The 796-nt window shown below is 52.1% G+C and carries 7 tRNA genes; all 7 read right to left on the reverse strand.

The window, feature by feature from the left end:
* Positions 1-70: 70 nt before the first annotated feature.
* Positions 71-147, reverse strand: a tRNA-Arg gene (locus Y79_RS0107165).
* A gap of 11 nt (positions 148-158) precedes the next feature.
* A tRNA-Leu gene (locus Y79_RS0107170) sits at positions 159-244 on the reverse strand.
* A 14-nt stretch (positions 245-258) separates the two neighbouring features.
* A tRNA-Gly gene (locus Y79_RS0107175) sits at positions 259-333 on the reverse strand.
* A 24-nt stretch (positions 334-357) separates the two neighbouring features.
* A tRNA-Leu gene (locus Y79_RS0107180) sits at positions 358-439 on the reverse strand.
* Positions 440-445: 6 nt separating this feature from the next.
* Positions 446-521: transfer RNA gene (locus Y79_RS0107185), tRNA-Lys, on the reverse strand.
* Between the two features lie 35 nt (positions 522-556).
* Positions 557-632 (reverse strand) — tRNA-Thr (locus Y79_RS0107190).
* Between the two features lie 3 nt (positions 633-635).
* Positions 636-711, reverse strand: a tRNA-Val gene (locus Y79_RS0107195).
* Between the last annotated feature and the right edge of the window lie 85 nt (positions 712-796).

Raw genomic sequence — 796 nt, forward strand, 5'->3', positions numbered from 1 at the left:
GAACCTGCGACCCCATGGTCCCAAACCATGTGCTCTACCAAGCTGAGCTACTTCCCGATTTTTAAAAATATGGCGCGCCCGAGAGGAGTCGAACCCCTAACCTTTTGATCCGTAGTCAAACGCTCTATCCAATTGAGCTACGGGCGCTTAATAATGAATGCCGAGGGCCGGACTTGAACCGGCACGGTAGTCACCTACCGCAGGATTTTAAGTCCTGTGTGTCTGCCAATTCCACCACCCCGGCGTGGATGGTATAGTTGGAGCGGAAGACGGGATTCGAACCCGCGACCCCCACCTTGGCAAGGTGGTGTTCTACCACTGAACTACTTCCGCATACAGGATAACTATCCTGTATAATGCGGGTGAAGGGACTTGAACCCCCACGTCATAAGACACTAGATCCTAAGTCTAGCGCGTCTGCCAATTCCGCCACACCCGCGTAACATGGTGAGCCATGAAGGACTCGAACCTTCGACCCTCTGATTAAAAGTCAGATGCTCTACCAACTGAGCTAATGGCTCTCTTTAAAGACTTGTGTTATTATCTTGTCCAAAAATGGTGCCGGCCAGAGGACTTGAACCCCCAACCTACTGATTACAAGTCAGTTGCTCTACCAATTGAGCTAGACCGGCATATGGTGGAGGATGACGGGCTCGAACCGCCGACCCTCTGCTTGTAAGGCAGATGCTCTCCCAGCTGAGCTAATCCTCCGTATATTACACTTACGTGTAATAGCTTGGCGGCGTCCTACTCTCACAGGGGGAAACCCCCGACTACCATCGGCGCTGAAGAGCTT

The sequence above is a fragment of the Bacillus siamensis KCTC 13613 genome, assembly GCF_000262045.1.
In the GTDB taxonomy this organism is placed as follows: Bacteria; Bacillota; Bacilli; order Bacillales; family Bacillaceae; genus Bacillus; species Bacillus siamensis.